Origin of the sequence: Clostridioides sp. ES-S-0005-03, assembly GCF_020658455.1 — a bacterium.
In the GTDB taxonomy this organism is placed as follows: Bacteria; Bacillota; Clostridia; order Peptostreptococcales; family Peptostreptococcaceae; genus Clostridioides.
Window position 1 is genome coordinate 92679 of the sequence record NZ_JACVWI010000010.1, and the last position, 20468, is coordinate 113146.

Annotated in this window: 11 protein-coding genes; all 11 read left to right on the forward strand. The window is 28.1% G+C overall.

Annotated elements, in window-relative coordinates:
- Positions 1-33: 33 nt before the first annotated feature.
- The 11 genes from IC218_RS20370 (at position 34) to IC218_RS20420 (ending at position 20173) form a co-directional block, all read left to right on the forward strand.
- On the forward strand, positions 34-6159 hold the full coding sequence (locus IC218_RS20370) for a hypothetical protein (protein WP_227825387.1): 6126 nt from the start codon (positions 34-36) through the stop codon (positions 6157-6159).
- 651 nt (positions 6160-6810) lie between these two features.
- Positions 6811-8484, forward strand: coding sequence for a phage tail protein (locus tag IC218_RS20375; protein ID WP_227825388.1), 1674 nt, complete (start codon positions 6811-6813; stop codon positions 8482-8484).
- On the forward strand, positions 8484-10421 hold the full coding sequence (locus IC218_RS20380; RefSeq protein ID WP_227825389.1) for a tail fiber domain-containing protein: 1938 nt from the start codon (positions 8484-8486) through the stop codon (positions 10419-10421). Before IC218_RS20375 ends, IC218_RS20380 begins: the two co-directional genes overlap by 1 nt.
- A 1-nt stretch (position 10422) precedes the next feature.
- A complete protein-coding gene (locus IC218_RS20385; RefSeq protein WP_227825390.1) occupies positions 10423-10590 on the forward strand; it encodes a hypothetical protein in 168 nt (55 codons plus the stop codon).
- Between the two features lie 12 nt (positions 10591-10602).
- Complete coding sequence (locus tag IC218_RS20390) at positions 10603-12672, forward strand: BppU family phage baseplate upper protein (protein ID WP_255616467.1); 2070 nt, start codon at positions 10603-10605, stop codon at positions 12670-12672.
- A 14-nt stretch (positions 12673-12686) separates the two neighbouring features.
- Positions 12687-17468, forward strand: coding sequence for a hypothetical protein (locus tag IC218_RS20395; RefSeq protein WP_227825392.1), 4782 nt, complete (start codon positions 12687-12689; stop codon positions 17466-17468).
- A gap of 10 nt (positions 17469-17478) precedes the next feature.
- Positions 17479-17799, forward strand: a complete 321-nt coding sequence (locus tag IC218_RS20400; protein ID WP_227825393.1) for a CD1375 family protein — start codon at positions 17479-17481, stop codon at positions 17797-17799.
- Between the two features lie 78 nt (positions 17800-17877).
- On the forward strand, positions 17878-18501 hold the full coding sequence (locus IC218_RS20405) for a hypothetical protein (protein WP_227825394.1): 624 nt from the start codon (positions 17878-17880) through the stop codon (positions 18499-18501).
- Positions 18502-18517: 16 nt separating this feature from the next.
- Complete coding sequence (locus tag IC218_RS20410; protein ID WP_227825395.1) at positions 18518-19651, forward strand: Kelch repeat-containing protein; 1134 nt, start codon at positions 18518-18520, stop codon at positions 19649-19651.
- Positions 19652-19671: 20 nt separating this feature from the next.
- Entirely contained in the window at positions 19672-20037 is a 366-nt protein-coding gene (locus tag IC218_RS20415; protein WP_227825396.1) for a hypothetical protein, read from the forward strand.
- A gap of 1 nt (position 20038) precedes the next feature.
- Positions 20039-20173 (forward strand): XkdX family protein, encoded by a 135-nt coding sequence (locus IC218_RS20420; RefSeq protein ID WP_227825397.1) that lies wholly within the window; start codon positions 20039-20041, stop codon positions 20171-20173.
- Positions 20174-20468: the final 295 nt, after the last annotated feature.

Sequence of the window (20468 nt, forward strand, 5' to 3'; positions counted from 1 at the left end):
ACATAAGGATAAAAAGCCTTATGGATAACAAAATTGGGAAAATATCACATAAATAGTTTTGTTGCTTTAATGAACAACTGGAAAAACGTTATAGCTTATCAGGAACAGTATAAACAGGGGTTAATGGTAGGTTCAAGTGACAAGGAAAATAAAAGATTCGTAGATAGTGCAGAAGGAAAGATGATACAACTATCTGAAGGATTAAAGAAATTAGTAACAACAACAATATCTACTGATATGTTTAAAGGAGTATTAGATGTTGCTATTTCCTTTGTAAATGTTTTAGATAAAATTGTCAGTGGATTTGAAAAAATAGGAATGAGTATTCCTTTGGCTGTAGGTACAATTGGTGGACTATTTGCAACGATTAAAGGATTAGGCACAACAGGAGCAATACCTAATTACTTTGCCAACACTATGAATAAATTAATGCCCGTAACAACTAAAAGCATTAAAGATGGTGAAAGCGCAATAAAATCGTATGCCAATTCTCAAGCTAGATTAAATGATTATCAAAAAAGGGGTTTATTACCAATTGTAAACTACAATAAAAAAATAGAAGGAGTATCAGATAGCTATAAGAAATTTTCTTCCAATATTGAAAGAACAGTATTAGCAAATAATAAAATGAATCAAACTTCATTAAAAGGAGTTAAGGCCAGTAAAGAAACTGCTAATGCTATGAAACAAAATGCACGTTCTCTCTATATGATGAATTCTGCGTCTAAAGATATTGATAAACTTAACAATGGCACTAAAAGAAATCTACCAATTGTCAATTATAATAAAGATACAGGTAAAGTGATAAGTGATTACAATAAATTATATACTAGTAGTCAAAAAGTTGTCTCAGTGAATAATAAAGTAAATGAATCTTCAATGAAGGGAATTAAGGCTAGTAAGGAAACTTCCAATTCAATGAAACAAAGTGCCGAAGCTATGAAACAGAATGCTGATGCAAGAAAAGAAAGTATCCGTTCGCTTTATGCAGTTAATTCAGCATCTAAAAAAACAGGTGAAAGTGCTAATTCAGCTTCAAAAGGTGTAAATGAACTTAATGATGGAATGAAAAGAAGTATGGTTGGTAGTTTACTTGCAAATACAGGTGTAACTTTATTAAATGGTGCATTTTTAGGACTTGCAACAGCAGGTATATCTACTGCTGTAAAGATGATAGATGAATACGTCCGTAGAAATGAAATAGCTAAAGAACAAGCAGAAGAAAGAATTCAAGTTACTCAAGATGAAATAAATGAATATAAGAGTCAAAAAGATGGTCTAAAAAGTATTCAAAAAGAATATGACACATTGTATAATAAATCAAATAAGACCCCAGAAGAATTAGAAAGGTATAAAGCATTAACAAAAGAAATAGCAGAACTGATGCCTGAACTGGTTGTAGGAACTGATAGTGATGGAAACGCTATTTTAAATATGCGTGGAGATGTTAGTGACTTAATTTCTGATTTAGATGAAGCTATAGCTAGAAAAGAAGCTCTAATGGCTGGTGATAAAGAAGAGGCTGGTAAAATTGCATTAGACGAATTAAATGAGAAGGATACTGGAAAAGTTAGAAAACAAGGTGTCAATGGATTCTTTGACCAAGTAGTTAATTATAAAGATGCAAAAGAGAAACTTGCAGGTATTCAAAATGAAACGAATTCAAAAATTGTAGAGACTGAATCAAAGATGAATAAAGCTCTCTTAATGGCTCAAACTGAAAATGATGGGCAGAGAGAAAAAGCGTTAGCAGAATATCGAAAATACTATGAAGAAAGACAAAAAATAGTTGATAGTGGAGAAAGTGAATATCAAAGTAAACTTAATGAAATTCAGAAAACATCGAATGAAGCAGGAGCAGGAATATTTGCTGGTATAAAATCTGATATTTCATTTTCTGATTTTACTTCAAAAATTCAAAGTGAAATACTATCTCTTCAAGGTTCATTAGATTTTTCTGATTTTACAAGAGAGGAATTTCCAAAAGTACAAAATGCAATAATGGCATTGGGTTCATCTGGAATTGATTTATCAAATTTTAAAAAATCATTAGATGAAACAAATAAAGCTTTTCAAAGTGGTCAAATTAGTGTTGGAGATTATAATAAAAAGATAGATGAATTAGCTAAGTTAGCATCTGATGGTACTGGTTATGATGTTGATTTTTGGAAAGATATGCTTGATGGAATAACGCAGGGTTCGTATGAAGCTTCAAGAGGAGTAGAATCCTTTTTAAAATCTTTTAATAAAACAGATAACGATTTAAGAAATGGCGATTCTATGGCTAAAACACTTAAACGTCAATTTGAAACAGTTAATACTAGTTTAGGTGAAATAGCATCCCCTACAATAACAACTGATGTAGTTCTAAAAATGTCAGAAGATAAAGATATGCCTTCTGAAATAAGGAGTCTTTTAGGTGAGTTTGCAGACGACCAAGAAATTACTCCATTTGAACAAACGATGGCTATAAAAGTAATGCTTGCTTTTCAACAAGGAGATACTAAAGAAGCAAGACAAGCATTAGAAAAAATTAATGAAGAATTAAACAAAGAAGGATTAGAACCTATCAACATAGATGCTTTATTTAATGATAAAGAAGCTGTTGAAGAAATAGGAGCTTTTGAAGCTAGATTAAATCAATTTAAAGATAAAGATATTGCTATTAAAATAAAAGATAATACTAATATAAAATCTGTTAAAGAGTTAGATATTCTTGATGAGCAATTAAACAAATTTAAAGATAAAGATACTAAATTAAATTTTATAGCTGATTGTGGTCAAGCATTTGAAGGTGTTAATTCTTTAGATGAAGCTATAAAAAATATTCCACTTAAAAATCTTGTAAAATATGATATAGATGTTAGTAATGATAAAAAACTTCAACAAATGAAAAATGACTATGAGTCCTTACCTAAAGATGTAAAATATATAATTGATACTGAAGTCATTGGTCAAGAACACATAGGCAAAGTCAAAGATATGATAGAAAAACTTCCTACAAATAGAGAAATGACTCTCAAATTTATGGAAGAAAATAAAGATGTAATTGAAGATGCAAAAGACTATCAAGATATCCTTGATAATCTTGCTAAAAATCCTGATGTAGCATTGAAATACGGAATAAAAATAGAAGGTATAGAAGAGTTTGAAAAAGTGAAAGGATTATTTGATAGTATAACAGATAAGAATTTACAGAAAAAATTTGCAAATTTTTCTATACAGTATCCAGATAATATTGATGTTATAAAGTCTTTATTTGATAATGCACCATCTGGTAAAAAAGAAGCTACTTTAAGTTTCATGATAGAAAATGCAGATAAACTTCAAATGGTGCAAGAATTATTTGATAAAACTCCAGACGAGCAAAAAGAAGCTGTTATTAATTTTATAGTAAACAACTTAGACCAACTTGAAAAAGCTAAAAATGTACAAGAATTTATAAGCAATTTACCTCCAGAAATAAAGAAACAGCTAGGAATAGAAGTTGAAGGAGGAGAAAATGCAGAAAAACTTCAAATGATTCAAGAATTATTTGATAAAGTTCCAGATGAGACAAGAAATAAAGTTGTTAACTTTGCTGTAGAAAACGCAGATGAACTTGAGAGAGTTACAAAATTATATGAATCAACACCAGATGAACAAAAAAATCAAGTTCTTAATTTTATGTTAAATAATGAAGATAAGTTATATTTAATAGAACAACTTTATAATGATTTCCCTGAAAGTAAGGACATTATAGCTAATCTTATAGTAAATAATCCAGATGCATTAGATGAAGTTGAGAATTTAAATGCTTTAGACCTAGATAAAGATGTAAAAATAAATATAATAAAATCACTAGCTAATGGAGATATTAATTCATTAATTGCTGAAATCGAAAAATTGCCTCCTGAAAAACAAGTTGAAGTAATAGCCACAGTTGAAGGAGCTATTGCTGGGATAGATAGTGTTGATAAAAAAACACTAAGAGATAAATGGGCTAAACTGAAAGCGAATAATTCTGCTGCATTAGCTACAATCCGTCAGACTGAAAATAAAAAACTAAGTGATAAGAGTTTTACAATAACAGCACATCTTCGTACCGTAGGAACTCTTGGAGGAATTGCTTCTCAATTTGCCAATAATATATTAGACGGATTAAATAGTAATAGAAAAAGTGTTAAAACATCATTAGAAACACCACAACCAATTCCAGCAAATCTATCCCAACCTAGAACATCAGAACCAGTACCAATAAGTGACGAAACTCCTGTAACAAAACCATCCTTATTTTCAAGAGCAGTATCAAGAGCAACAGCACCAATAAAAGCTCTTAAAACATTAACTCAAGACACTCCAATAGATAAAAATTTTGATGCTATTATAAAATATGAAATAGAGTTATTTAAAGAATTAGAGAACCAACTTTCAAAAGTAACAAATGAACTATCATTGCTAGATAAGCAAATGAAAAATGCTACTAATGAGCAGAAACTCAATTATCTTAAAAAACAAAATGAACTATATAAAGAGCAGGAAAGACTTTTAAATAGAAAAGAATCTCTTACAAAAGATGAAGCAAATAGATTTAAAAAGGTATTGAGTGACAAAGGTTTCAAATTTAATTCTGATGGAAACATGACAAATTATGAAGAGTTAGCTATAAAAAAAGAAAAAGAATTAGCTAAACTTGAAGCAGAGGCAAATAAAGAGAAAGCATCTGATAAGACTAAGAAGAAATATGAAGATGCTAAAAAAGTTTGGGATGAAACTAAGAAATATCGTGATGAATATTTAGATATCATGTTTACTGAACTACCAAAAGTAGTTGAAGAAAAACAAGAAGTAGTAAATGCCACAAAGGATATAGCAAAAGCAGAACGAGAATTAAGAAATGAGGCTTGGAAACTTCACAAAGAATCTGAATGGACATCTATGAATAGAGATGTTGAAGAAGTTAATAATCAGCTTGAATTGTTAGATGTACTGATGGGAAGTGCTTTTGGAGTTGAAAAAAATGATTTACTTCAACAAAAACTAGATTTATTAGAAAAACAGAAAAAAGAAATGAGTGAAACTACAGCTTACATGAAACAAAGTCAAAATGAAATAAAGGGTAAACTTCAAGGTTTTGGATTTCAATTTAGAGATGATGGTACAATAACTAACTACATTCAACAACTAGACAAGTTATTCCAAAGTAATGATAACTTTGATGAAGCGAAAGAATTAGTTGATGCATACCTAGATTTAATGATGGATAAAATTCCTGATGCTGAAAAAGAAATGGCTAAGTTAGATGCTACAATTAAAGCAGCATTAAAAGAAAAGTTAGAAACTACTAAAGAAATAGAAGATGAGATAACTAAAGTTTATGAAAAGCAAATTGAAGAACGTAAGAAACAGATAGATGATGAGCTTAAAAAACGTCTTGATGCACTTAATAAAGAAAAAGAAGCCTACAATAAAGCTAGAGATAAAGCAGATTATCAGCGTGATTATGATGATAAATCAAAAGAAATAGAGGAACTTCAAAAGAAATTAGATATTGCTGAAAGAGATAGTTCACTATCAGGACAAAAGAAAATACAGGAATTAAGAAAAGAATTAGAAGAGGCTAAGAGAGCATTAGAAGATTTAGTTCAAGACCAGATTGATAAAGATGTAAATGATATGTATGATGATGAAAGTGATAGACTCCAAGATGAAGCAGATAAGGCTAAAGAAGATTTGGATAATAAGTATACTAAAGAAGAATTAGCTAGATTAATCAAAGAAGCATTAAATACAGGATTATTTACAGATATAAATGGTGAGGTTCATGATTTACAACAAACATTGCTTGATTTTGCTGATAAGTATGGTTATGGATTAGGGGCTACAGGGGCTATTATAAAAAGTGAATTAGTTGGTAACCTTGAAATTGCTAAAAAAGTAATGGAGGATATGTTAGATATTCAAGATAAATTAGGTGTTGGTGAATATAGCAATTATTCAGTACCTAGAGGTCGTAGTTATCAACCTCAGCAATCTAATCAAAATCAATTTAATTACAATGCTCCATTAGTTAGTGTACAAGGTACTATGAATAGGGATATATTAAAAGAAGTAGAAAAAATGATTAAAAAGTCACAAGATGAACTTGCTAAAGAGATAATAAGAAAAACTAAATATTAAAATATTATGAAAATATATGTTATAATGTAGTTACCACAATATCTCATTGTTGTTCGCATGTATTAAAAGAGTCACTGGAAAATTCTAGTGATTCTTTTTGTTTAGTATGATAGAATATAATTACCATTCCGAACGCTCTTATAAAAAGAGTATTATTATATCATAAAGAAGTCATTCTATTTCAGGATGGCTTTTTTATTTTAACAAAATTATCTGATGATAATAATGACAATATTGACTATAATGACAATATTGGAGTATAATAAAAGTAAGGAATTTAATCTACTTAATACAAAGAGTGATTGCTTCCTTAAAGTTAATTAAAAATCAATTTATCTTTTGAAACCACTCTTATTGGCCTTTGAGTGGTTTTTTGCTTTATCATATATGTAACAAGCTATTAAACTTGATACAATATTTAGGCAAACATTAAACACTACTGTTTCCATAAATTCACCTCCCCATAAAAAAATAAAGTGAGGCTCACCTCCTTCCTTTGAAGAAGTAGGCTAAATATAGAAACAACCACTCTTAGCACTTTCGATTTATAATTCCTTACTATAACAAATTATACCATAATTTAACAACTAATAAAATATTTTAGTCCATCATTAATGGTGGGCTTTTTTAATATAAAGAAGGTGATAAAACATGAATTTTAATGTGAATCTCAAACAAATCCAAAGAGAGTATAATATAACCCTCCATAAAGTTAACAAAGAAATTCTAGGCGAAATCCCAATAGAATTTATAGATAGTTTAACTCGTAGCATTGATGGTACAGATGAAATTCAATTTACCATACCAAAATTTATAACAAATCGCTTTTCATTTCAAAAAATAATAAATCCATTATATTATGAAGTAAGTAACGAACGATTTATATGTGTAGACAATAAAGAATATTTTGTAATAAAAGAAATAAAAGAAGATGGATATAAGAATAAAGTTATTAGAGCAACATCAGCAGAAGTTAAACTGGGTAAGATAAATTTAAACATTGAAGATATGGGGCTACAGCTATTTACAGAAGATAAGGACGCTGGAATAATAAGTCTCAATGATTATATGAAAGAAGAAACTGGATGGACTTTAGGCAATGTAGATGATTCAATAGGTTATGAAACTACTGAGACAGGAGAAAAAAGAGAGAAAGTAAGGTGGCAAGAAAGTGTAGATAGTAATTGGCATGATTTTTTAATTAATGATATTAAAGAGGAATTTGGATGTGTAGTTCAGTTTGATACATATAACAAAAAAGTACACTTATATGATGTAGATAGCTTTGGAGACAATATAGAATTAGTATTATCCTATGATAACTATATAAAATCACATGAAAAGACTAGAAATTCAGATGAAATAGTCACTAGAATGACATTAGTTGGAAATGAAGAGATGGACATCATTGGAGCTACTGTAACAGGATATAAATATATTGAAAACTACTCTTATTTTTTAGAGAATGGTGAAATGAGTACAGGCTTAGTGAATGCAATACTTAAATATAATGAGATGATTAAGTTAAGAGAAGTTGAGTGGTTAAAATTAATAGATGAGAAGAATAAAAAGAAAAAAGAATTAAGGGACAATAAAAATAAACTACAAGTAATCTATTCTACCATCAATGCACTATATAGTATTAAAAAGACATATGAGACAAATAAAGATACTGCTAATGCTGCCAAAGTAGCAGCAGATATAACTAAGAATAATGATGAAAAAGTAATACTTGAAGTAACTATAAAAAATTTAGAACAACAAGTATTAGAATTAGAAGACAGTATAAAGCAAATAAACATATTGTGTAAGAGAGAAACAGCAACTAATGAAAATGGACTATTAATTTTTAATGAAATATTACTAGAAGAATTAAAAGAATTTATTTATTGTGATACTTATACGAATGATTCATTTTTGGAGGTTGAAGACTTAATTAAAACAGGTAAAAGAGAGTTAGAACTTAAATGTAGACCAACTATTGATTGGACAATAGACTCTGTTAATTTTTTAAGTAGAATTATTAATATGGAGTTTAGACAACATTGGAATGGATCATTAGGTGTAGGAGACATAATTATATTTTATGATAGAAATGAAAATACTGAAGATATAATATATTTTGTTGGATATACACAAAACTTTAAAGATGGAAGTTTAAATTTAGATTTATCTAATAAGAAATTAAAGGAAGATAATACAAGAACTATTTCTGATTATTTAACTAAATCAAAACATACTATGGATTCAGTTAATAAGAAAAAGTACTTACTCAATAGACAAAAATTCAATAGAATGAATGTCCCAGAAAGTGTGGTGTTCTAATGGCAATATATGATAATAGTTATACACTAAGTTATATAAGAATAACAGGATGTATAGTGACTTATAATGAAGAGGTTTATACTGTACAAGATGAATCAACAAATAGAAAGTATATATACTGGAATGTAGATAATCCTTATAAACTTGAAACTTCTAACTTGATGCTAGATAGAAGTAATAAAAGGTTTTTAATAGTTATAAATGATAATGGAATTCATACTGAAGTACCTAATGATAGTGATATATTTAGTATAAGTTATGATGGAGATGCAAAGAAAAATATTCAAAAGGATATTTATGCATTATATGAGACAGATAAAGAATTTGGAGATAGATTTATAGTTGTAGAAAAAGATATAGATGGTATACATCAGACAGTTGGAGCTATACAAGAAGATGCTAAAAACATAAAAGAAAATATCTCAGTCATAGACCAAAAAGCAGATAACATAAATATATTTGTAAAGGAAGTAACTAAAAATTTTAATGATTCTAATGAGATTACTAAGTTAAGAGAAGATACAAATAAACTTATAATTAAGCTTAATTCTGATTTAGGATTATTTAATTCTAATATCAATGAATATTTTAGAGATGATGAAGTTACAGATATTGAAAAAGCTCAAATAGAAACTGAAATAAACTTATTGAATACAGATAAAACAAGTTTATATACTCAGGTTCAAAAAATAATTGATAGATGTCAGTCAAATAATGATAGTACAAGTATTGCTGCAATTAACAGTTCTAAAACAGCTTTAGACAATGCACATAATAATCTTAAAACAATAATAAATTCAGTTATATCTGATAATATAATCACTCCTTCAGATGTAATTCTAGTTACAAATGGATTTGCAAAATATAATTTAAAGGTTAATGAACTAAAAAATACCCTTGATGGAGTATTCCTTAAAGGCTTGGGTGGAAGTGTTTCAGAAGAATTTGCACAAATAAATGCTACTGCAAAAGAAATTAAATTAGAAGTTGCGAAAGTTGATGGGGCAACTAAAACAAATGCTGCTGAAATTAAATTAACTAAAGATGATATAACTATGATGGTCACTAGAGATTCAAGTAATGCGATTATAGGAATTAAACCCGATAAAATTGAATTTGGATTCAATGATATATCAAATTATGTTGAGATAGACAGGAGCGGTCTAACAGTAAATCAAGGAGCTATAGCATGTGATATATTAACTACTCCATCTGGTCATGAACCAATAATACGATTATTTGGGAGTAGTAGGTCTGGATTTGCAATAGATGCAAGACAATCAGATGGTGCTAGTCAAGCATCAGCTATAAGACTTAAATATGATAGTAATAATTATTTTTGGGTAGGATATGATACGGCTGAAATATATGTTGATGGAGAAGAACATCTTATAGTTGAAAGGGATGATACGTTTGTAAGATGTGGAGGAGCTACTTTTACATTTACAAATGGAGATAGTTTAGGTGTAGGATATTCATTTTATCCAGAGCGTTCATCAACTGATTTAGGTTGTGAGCGTTATAAGTGGAGATATTTATATGCTCGTTCTACTCTGAGTGAATCTGATAAAAAGTTTAAAGAGAATATAGTATACATAAAAGATATTAAGAATAGAACTCGTTCAAGTATCACGCCAACACCATTTTTAGATTTTATAAAGGATGAGTTTAAACCAGCAACGTTTGACTATATAGCAGAAAAAGATGGAACAATTGCAGATAGTCAAATAGGGTTTATAGCTAATGATTTTAAAGATAGTTATGTTGGAAAAACATTTCTATATGATTTTGGAGAAGAAAATGGATTAATGTTTAGCCCATCTGGTTATACAACTGTTGTAGCAACTGCACTTCAAGAAGAGATACAAAAGAGAGAAGAATTAGAGGTTTTAGTTAGTGAATTACATGAGAAAGTTAATAAATTAGGAGGAGAGTAAAATGGAAGTAAATATACAAAATGCATATACAATAGCGGTAGAAGAAATAAAGAATTTACATAGTGAGCTTATATTACATAAAGCACTTAATATGCAACAACAAGAAGAAATAAATAATCTTAAAAAAGAGTTAGAAGAGTTAAAGCAAAATAAAAATAAAGAACAATAGGATGTGATACTTTTGAAAAATTACGAAGTAAAAAGTCATACCATAGAGGTTGATTTCAGTAACTATAGAATAAATAAAAGATTACTAGACTACTTTATTTATAACGAAAATGATGTGAAAACTGCTTATATTAAAGCAATCTTAAAAAATGAAGATAGGATAATAGACTTATCTAATTATGATAGAGTGCTTATCGACATTACTAAAAGTGATGGCTTTAAGGTCAACGATGAATGTAAAATTGTAGATGCAGAAAATGGTGTTGTGGAAATAGAACTTAGCAGACAAGCACTTGCAAGTATTGGTATAAATACATTTCAATTATCTCTTGTAAAAAATGGGGTTCGATTAAATACTACGAATCTTTTCTATAGAGTTGAAGAATCAATGATAAATGATGATGATATTGTTTCAACAGATGAATATGGAGTGTTGCTAGTAATAATATCTCAAGCTGAGGAAATAATAAAAAATAACAAAGAGTTGACTAAAAGAGTTGAACAACTTGAAATAACTATTCTGGGAAATGAAGAAGTTAGAGATAAAGCAGAACAAATTAGAATTTATAATGAAGACTTAAGAAATATACAAGAAGATGATAGAGAGTTTAATGAATTAACACGTCAAAATCAAGAAGAAAATCGTGAAAAATCTATTCAAAACATGCAAATCCAAGTTGATGATAAATTAACTGATTGTCAACTTCAACTTGATGAAATGATAGATGAAAAGTCTAAAGAAATAGATAATATAGTTGATGATAAAATGCTTGATGTACAAGCTCAGACAGATAAGAAGTTTCAAGACTTAGATGTTAGAACAGAAAACACTTTTAATTATTATGATAAAACATTTGAAGATAAGCTTACAGATAATCAAGAGCAAATAGATTATAAGCTTGATGAAGTAAATCAGGTTATATCTGATGTTGAAGATTGTATTGATGAAAGTACTAAAAAATTAGATACAAAAATAAAAGAAGTAGATGACAAAATAGTAGAAGTAAATACTGCTAAAACAGATATGACAACTACTGTTAGTAATAAAATAACTGAATTTGAGAATAGATTTGGTGAATTAGAAAGTCTTGATGCTAGAGGAGAATTAATACAATCCAGAGAAACAATTGATGGTACTGTAAAGGATACTCTAAAAGAAAGATTAACATACGATTTTGAAAAAGTTAATGAGAAAATAGCAGAGATGACTTCCGCTGCAACTAATGTGGCATTTAGTAAGTCTTATATTGAATCTGATTGGGTATCTGATGGAGAATACTTTAAACTTACAGTTAACCATAATCTTGTTACAGAGAATATATTTGTAGCGATACTGGATGAAGTAACTAAGAAGAGTATGACTAATTCTTATACTGTAGTGGATTCTAATACAATAGAAATTTTCAATGAAAGTAATATAGATGTAAAAGTGACTGTTGTAAATGGTAATACAAATAAAGAAGTTATAACGGCTACAATAAATGATAATATAACAACACTAGATAGTACATATTCTAGTGTTAAAATTGATGCAAAATTTGATGATAACATAGCAAAAATAAATGAAAATAAAGCAAATATAACTTCTAATTTAGAAAAGATAAATTTGATACAAGATAAAATAGGTTCAAGTGAGTTAACTACAGTATCTAAAAATATATCTGATGCAGTAAATGAATTAGATGCTAGTGTAAAAGCTCTTGAAACTGGCGGAAATGTAAAAGAGCAAATAGACTCTTTGAAATCTAAGTATGATACCTTGTCTAATAAGGTTTTAGATATATTAATTTATTTGGAACTTGAATCTGGAACAGTAGACGAAGTAGGGCAATGGTATGATAATTTAACAGATTCAAAAGGTATTTTATCAATTGATGGATTGAGGTTAGATACAGATAGAAGAAGAATATTTGGTAATGAAGGGAATGTTATTTTTAATAAAATAGACATTCCTTTTTCTTGTTATAAGGTCAAATACATACATGAACTAGATGATAATTTTATAGAAACTATTTCAAACACTAGTACAGAGATTGGAACAAATGTCATAGAGCTTGAAAAGTATTCTTATGAAGTTAAATAGAAAGGAATGATTTAATGAAAGAAAATAAAATCTTACAACGTGGAAGATATTTAGATACAGATATATATTTTAATGAGTTTGACAAAGATTTTGATAATTATGATTTTGTAGAAATGGTAGCAAGTTCAAGTGGTGGTTATACTTTTGGTATAAAGAATGACAGAACTATATATGTATGTGGGATAAATTCTAGTGGACAGTTAGGATTGGGACATAACGACTATGTAAAACTATTTACAAGATTAGATATTGATAATGTGAAAAAGGTTTCTTCTTATTCTAGTCATTCATTTATACTAAAAAATGATGGCACATTATATTCGTGTGGTTATAATGGTAATGGTCAGTTAGGATTAGGTGATAAAGTTAATAAAACTGTATTCACGAAAGTTGATATAGACAATGTTAAAGATGTAGAATGTGGAAGCACTCATACATTTATATTAAAAGAAGATGGAACTGTATATTCATGTGGTATCAATTCTAGTGGGCAGTTAGGGTTAGGAGACACTACTGATAGAGAATTGTTTACAAAGGTTAATATAGATAATGTAAAAAATATATATTGTGGTTCTGCACATGTTTTCATAATAAAAAATGATGCTACAATTTGGGCATGTGGGCTGAATAATTATGGGCAATTAGGTTTAAATGATAAGGTTAATAGAAATGTATTTACTAAGGTTGATATTGATAATGTTAAAAATATTGCTTGTGGTGGGACAAATACATTCATATTAAAAAACGATAATACTTTATGGTGTGTAGGAGAAAATAATAAAGGACAATTAGGATTAGGAGATAACACTAATAGAAATGGGTTAGTAAAGGTTAATATTGATAATGTTAGAGATGTCATATGTTCATATCAAAATACATTCATAATAAAAACTGATGGTTCGGTTTTATCTACTGGTTATAACTATTTTGGACAATTAGGATTAGGAGATAAAGTTGATAAAAAAATATTTACTAAAGTTGATGTAGATAACGTAAAGAACTTATATTGTGGTAATACTCATACTTTTATAATAAGAGAAGATAATAAATTATTATTTGCTGGTTCTAATAATTTTGGGCAATTAGGATGCCAACACTTTATAAAAAATACAGATAATTTTACAACTTTTACAGAATATAAAAATAATGATTATAAAGGATTTAGTAAAAGTGTAAATATAAATGGAGATACATATTTATTAAAAGACAGTGGCGAATATTTAATGATAAATAAAAATGATAAAGTAATGAGTAATGGATATTATGTTTTTGTATTAAAAAAAGATGGGACTTTATTTGGAGTAGGTGATAACAATAATGGACAATTAGGATTAGGTCACAAAGATGATATTAGTACTTTTGCTAAAATAGACATTGATAATATAAAGGATATTGGTTGTGGGACTAGCCATGTTCTTATATTAAAGAATGATGGAACAGTATGGGGTACAGGTGCTAGTAATAGAGGGCAACTAGGCTTAGGTGATACTACTCAAAGAAGCGTATTTACTAAGATTGATGTAGATAATGTTAAAAAAATTAGTTGTGGATTAGCATTTACATTTATATTAAAAAATGATGGAACTTTATATTCCTGTGGAATGAATAGTGATGGTCAATTAGGTTTGGGGGATACTAATGATAGACTTTTATTTACTAAAGTTGATATAGATAATGTAAAAGATGTCATATGTGGATATAATAATACAATAGTAATAAAAAATAATGGAGATATATTTGTTTGTGGAAATAATACATGTTATCAATTGGGATTAGGTGATAATAGTCCTAAAACTTCATTCACTAAATTAAATATTGATAATGTAAAATATATTAAAAATGGGTATCGTTTCTCAATTGTATTAAAAAATGACGGAACATTATGGGGAGTTGGTGAGAATACCCAAGGACAATTAGGTCTAGGTGATACAACTCAAAGAAATGTATTTACAAAAGTCAATATAGATAATATTAAAGATGTAATATGTGGATATCAGCATGTTATTATACAAAAGAATGATGGAACAGTGTGGGGTACTGGCTTAAATAAACAAGGACAATTAGGATTAGGTCATAATGAAAATAAAACTATATTTATGAAAGTCGATATAGATAATGTAAAAAAAATCATATATGGATTTTATAATACATTCTTATTAAAAAATGATGGAACAGTGTGGGGTGCTGGCATAAATGGGGATGGTCAGTTAGGATTAGGTCATAATGAAAATAAAATTATATTTATTAAAATGCCTATTGAACTAAAAAATAGTTTACCTACTAAAACAAATATCCATAAAATTGTAATAGGAAGTGCCTCTTATATATTGAAGAATAATAATACATTATGGGGATGTGGTTATAATACTTATGGACAACTAGGCTTAGGTGATAATGCTAATAGAAATACATTTACTAAAATGAATATAGAGAATATAAAAGATGTCATATGTTCAAAATTCAATGTTTTTGTATTAAAAAATGATGGAAGTGTATGGTGCACTGGGCGTAATGAGTATGGGCAATTAGGATTAGGCGATACTGTTGATAGAAATTTATTTACGAAGGTCAATATTGATAATGTTAAAAGTATTGTTTGTGGACATAGTTACGCTTTAGTATTAAAAAATGATGGTACAATATACTCTTGTGGTTATAATACTTATGGACAACTAGGCTTAGGTGATAATGCTAATAGAAATACATTTACTAAAATTGATATAGACGATGTTAAAGAAATTATATGTGGAAATTTTCATACATTCATAATTAAAAATGATGGTAGTATATGGGCATGTGGTTTTAATGAGTATGGACAGTTAGGTTTGGGAGATAATACCAATAGAGATATGTTCGTAAAGATTGATGTTGATAATGTTAGAGATTTATATTGTGGCGGTACCCATACATTTATACTGAAAAATGATGGTACAATATACTCTTGTGGATATAACATTAGTGGACAATTAGGATTAGGGGATAGAGTTGATAGAAACACATTTATTAAGGTTGATATTGATAATGTTAAAGAAGTATATTGTGGTAGTACCCATACATTTATACTGAAAAATGATGAAGAAATTTTAAGTACTGGTAACAATAGTTATGGTCAATTGGGTTTAGGGGATGTTAACACTAGATTTGTATTTACTAAAGTTAATGTAGACAATGTTGAAACTATTGTATGTGAGGATAGTTGTAATTTTATAGTTAAGAATAATGGTACCATTTTAGCTATAGGCTATAACGGTAATGGACAATTGGGATTGGGTGATAATAATCATAGAAATACATTTACTAAAGTTGAAGGACATTATCTATACAGATTTGAAACTTTAAATAATTATATCCTCAATAATAACTTTAATCTAATAAATAATAAATATATAATACCATCACGAAGCGACATAAATTATAAAAATGTTTTAGGCTCTATATATAAAGAAAATTATGATATAAATAATGACAGAATAGAATTACAAGAAGATATAAAAGAATTTTGGATGTCAAAGACCCATTCATTAATTGTAAATACGAATGGAGAGTTATTTGGATGTGGTGATAATTCTTATGGACAGTTATTAAACCCAAGAACAACTGTATCTTTACTAGATTTTACTAAATTAGATTTTGCAGATATAAGACAAGCTGCATGTGGTGCTGGATTCTCTTACTTTTTAAAAAACGATGGTACTCTATATTCAGCAGGATTAAACTCAGATTACCAGCTAGGATTAGGTCACAACAATGAAGTAAATGAGTTGCAAAGAGTAAATATATCTAATGTAAAGAAAGTTATGTGTGATGATAAATTCACACTAGTTTTGTTAAATGATAACTCTGTATGGGGTCAAGGATTTAATAGGTATGGTAATTTTGGATTAGGTGAAGCTTCTGCAAATACTATAATAAAAACATTTACTAAGCTAGATGTAGATGTGGAAGATGTAGAGATAGGTGGAGATTATATATCTTTTAGAAAGCTAGACAAATCTTTATGGATATGTGGCAAGATAAGAGATTGTTATAATATGAATTCTAATAATCCATACATATTTAATAAAATTCAAATACCAGAAGAATTTAATCATAATTTACTTTGGTTAAATGCTGGGTGTGATGAAACTTTATTTATGACTTATCAAGCACATACAACAAAATCATCTATAGAAATATCAGAAAAAACTATTTCTGGTATAAAGTTAAAAGTTAATGACTCAAATAATGAAATTGATAAAATTGAGATGTATTTAAATAACGAGTTAATACACTCTAAGAATGAATTTATCAATAATTTTGTGTTGTTTACTATTCCACTTGAAAAACTTAATCTTGGTATAAATAATATATATTTTAAAGCTAATACTCTATTTGGAGATAATATGTATTTAGGAGCAACAATTAACAAAGAGAATAATTCTATAAATGTTTCAGAAGGAGCAAATTTATTTATTAAAAGTAAAAAATATAATATAACTTCTTTAACAAATAGTGCAGATGGTAAATTAACAATAACATTAGATAGAGCATTAGAAGATAATATAAATGTAGGAGATATAATTTATCAGCTTATAAATCAACTAAAAGTACAGGTAAAAACTAATAATACTGGATTACATAAAGATATGAATTTATTAGAAATGAAAAAAGTTGATACAGGCTATCAAGAGATTTATGAATTGGAAGAAAAAGGAATGACACAAGCAGAACCTAAAATCATAGTTGAAAAAGGAGATAATTGGACTGCTATAAAAAGACCATCTATGATATTTAGTATAGATGAATCAACACTTTAGAGGTGATTAAATGTTTAATGTAAATAAAAAGAAGATTGAGAATCTGAAAAGAAAGAAGGAATCAGATAATTTAAATGCAAGTCAAAAAACGCAAAATGATGACATAACAGATTTAATGTTGGCAACTGCTGAAATATGCGAGATGGTATTAAATAGTCAACAAACATCTACTATGTTATTAAAAAATATAAAATTTGAAGGAGGAAGTAGTATGGCAGCAATTTACGTAGGATTAATAGAAAGAAGTTTAAAAACAATTGACCAAGTACCTATTAAATATAGGGAAGAGGTTAGAAAAATGTGTGAAGCACTAGAGATTTCATTATCATAGAACTTTAAAAGTTCTTTTTTTATGTTCAAAATAGAGAGTTACTAATGTAGCTCTCTAAATAAAAAAGAAGGTGATAGATTGTTAAATGAAGATGTAGTAAAAAAATTAAAAAATGTACCTGATGATACTGGTACAGAGATTGAAAAAGTTAATACAAATATAGAAACTGCTAAGTTGGAGTTAAATACTAAAATTGACCAACTTATAGCAGGTGGCTCTAATGTGGCATCTACCAAATTAATAACTATTGATGATTGGGTAGATGATAAGGAAAATGGATTCAAGGCAAATGTAACACATAACTTATTAACCCAAAGAATAGTTGTGAATATTATAGATGCTACTACAAAAGAGAATGTAGTTACAAACTTTAAAATCATAGATGATAACTCAATTGAGATTAGAAGTGAAACAAAGACTGAGTTAAATGTTTATGTAGTTAATGGAAACGCAGAGACTCATTTTATTAATGCTACAGTTGATGATAATAGAGTGTCTGAAATGACTACTTATTCATCTAAGAAAATAGAGAATTCTATTGGCAGTATACAGCTTGTAGATACCAGTATAAGTATTACAGATGCTAATGATAGATTTACAAGTGATAAGTTAGATGGAGTATTAGAGGAAATAATGGTAGAAATAAGCGGTCAAAGGACTAAAGGAATAGCTATAGTAAATAATTTAATAGATATGATTTAGTAAAGGAGAGTGAAAGATGGCAACAAAATTAGAAGAAAATGCAAAACTAAGAGAAATGATAGACACATTAGAAACTACAAAAAATGATTTGCAGACAGGTAAAAATAATATAGCTAATACATTAGGAAGTCCTTTTATTTCAACCGATTCATTTAGCACAACTAAAACAAAAATACAAACTTTCAAAAGTACATTAGCGACTAATTTAACAAGGAAAGGTATTTCAACTTCTTCAAACGAAACAGTTCAAGGCATGGCAAATAAAGTTAATAATATTGAACTTGGAAATACAGACATACCAAACTGGTATAAACCCAAAAATATAATTTTTGATGGGGCTTCTTCAAGTTTACAACAATATCCTCCATGTATAGCAGTAGAAAATTATGTATATTTTCTTTGTAATAATAGTTTAGGTTTGTCACTTTTACGCTATGATACATTAACAAATATTAATAGTGTCTTAGCGAAACCGTCGGTTTGTGATGATGCATTAATGGTTTATTACGATGGATACATTTATAGAATAGGCGGATATAGTAATGGTTCAGCAAATTCAACCTGCCAAAAATATAATATAAGTACAAATACTTGGTCATATATTTCAAATATGATTACACCTAGAGGAGGAATGTGTGGAAATGCTTATCTTAATGAAATACATACTCTATATGGTTATACAAATACAAATGCTAATACACTATCAAGTGCTATTAGTGAATACTACAAAACAAATACAAACACTTGGACAACTAAAACAGATTTACCAGCTTCTAGATATAGAAGATTATTTGTATGTGCAAAAACGGATACCTACAATTTTTGCATAACAGGAACAACAGACCCGAGTAGTTATTGGGATACTTGTATAAGTAATTATTATCCATTTAGTGGCACTCTTACAAGGCTAGAAGGTATACATCTTGGCTTTGCAACAAGTATTAATAATATGCTATATACAGTGTATTATGGTGATACATATATTTATGTAGGCGGGTATAATCACAATGGTGCCGTATTTTCAAAACAGTATGATAAAAAAGGTTCTACATTTCCATACAATTCACTACTTAAAGCTGTATCAGTAAAGAATAAATTTATATATTACTGTGACAATAGTAGATATAAATGCTTTATACCTGAATTATAAAAAAAAGGAGAAATTAAAAAATGATAAAAATATGGGATAAAAAAGAAAAAATAAATGGAGTTGAAGCGGAAGAAATTTTAAAAGGGAATTATGATTTCCAAACTAGCGAAGTGTTTTTAATATTAGATGATTATAACAGAGTTACAAATATAGAGTCGGTTAATACAATTAAATCTATATATAAACTAGACAAGAACTTGACAGCTTTAGAAACAGCAGAAAAATATCTAGAAATGCATAAGAAACAAGAGGATGAAATAAAAGCGCATGAGGAACTAGAAAAAAATTCTAAAAGTGCGACTATAGCTACACAGGAAGAAGTAAAAGCACTAAGAGAAGAAACAGCAATGTTAACTTTTGCAATGATTGAAAAGGGGATAATATAAAATGTGGTACAAAATAATAAAAAAATACTATGAGGATGAATTATGGACTAAGGAGCAAGTTAAAACGGCAGTAATAAAAAATAAGATAACAGAAAATGAATATAAAAATATTGTTGGAGAGGATTATATTGCATAGTCCTTTTTTAATTTTATATAGTAACTATTTGTCAAGAAAGAGTTACTAAAAATCCTTATACTTGTTTGTTTTGCTTGTTTTTCTATTAAAAATAAAATTATTTATACTATATATGTTTTATAAAAATTGTTTAAAATCAATCACTTTTCTATTTGAAAAAGTAACCTATTCTTGACAAAGAGTTACTAAAAAATAGAAAGGTGATATTTTTATGTTAGAAAAACTAAACGAAAACGCAAGTTTAAGTGAACTTATAACAACCTTCGGGGATGTAAAAAACGAATTACAAATTGGT